Raw genomic sequence first — 412 nt, 5'->3', positions numbered from 1 at the left:
GGGCCTTCGCCTTCACGCAATGATCCCTTGATGACCCGTTCCAGCGCGCAAGACCTGTGCGCTCGAAGGTGTGTTCGCGGCGTCCGTAGGATTTTTCATAGGCCGTCTAGACTCACCTTCAGGTCTCCATCCCGTTTGTTGTCTTGCTGGTGCCTCACGAGGGTACGGCGGTGGAACCGGGACTCCAAAACACTAAAAAAGCAACGGAGAAGATCGATGAAGATGGTGAAATCCACCCTGGCAGTGCTGACCACCGCCGCTGTGTTTGGCATCAGCGGGCTCGCCCATGCTGGCGCCACCCTGGATGCAGTGAAGAAGAAAGGCTACGTGCAGTGCGGTATCAGTGACGGTCTTCCCGGCTTCTCGTATGCCGACGCCAAGGGCCAGTACAAGGGCATCGACGTGGACGTCT

1 pseudogene is annotated in these 412 nt (G+C 58.3%); it reads left to right on the top strand.

Annotated features, from left to right (window positions below):
• Window positions 1-216: 216 nt before the first annotated feature.
• Window positions 217-412, top strand: a pseudogene (locus tag ACCC94_RS30115) (amino acid ABC transporter substrate-binding protein); the annotation flags it as partial.

It is taken from the genome of Pseudomonas sp. Pseusp97, assembly GCF_047304025.1.
Taxonomy (GTDB): Bacteria; Pseudomonadota; Gammaproteobacteria; order Pseudomonadales; family Pseudomonadaceae; genus Pseudomonas.
This window is presented reverse-complemented; position numbering and strand designations above follow the sequence as displayed.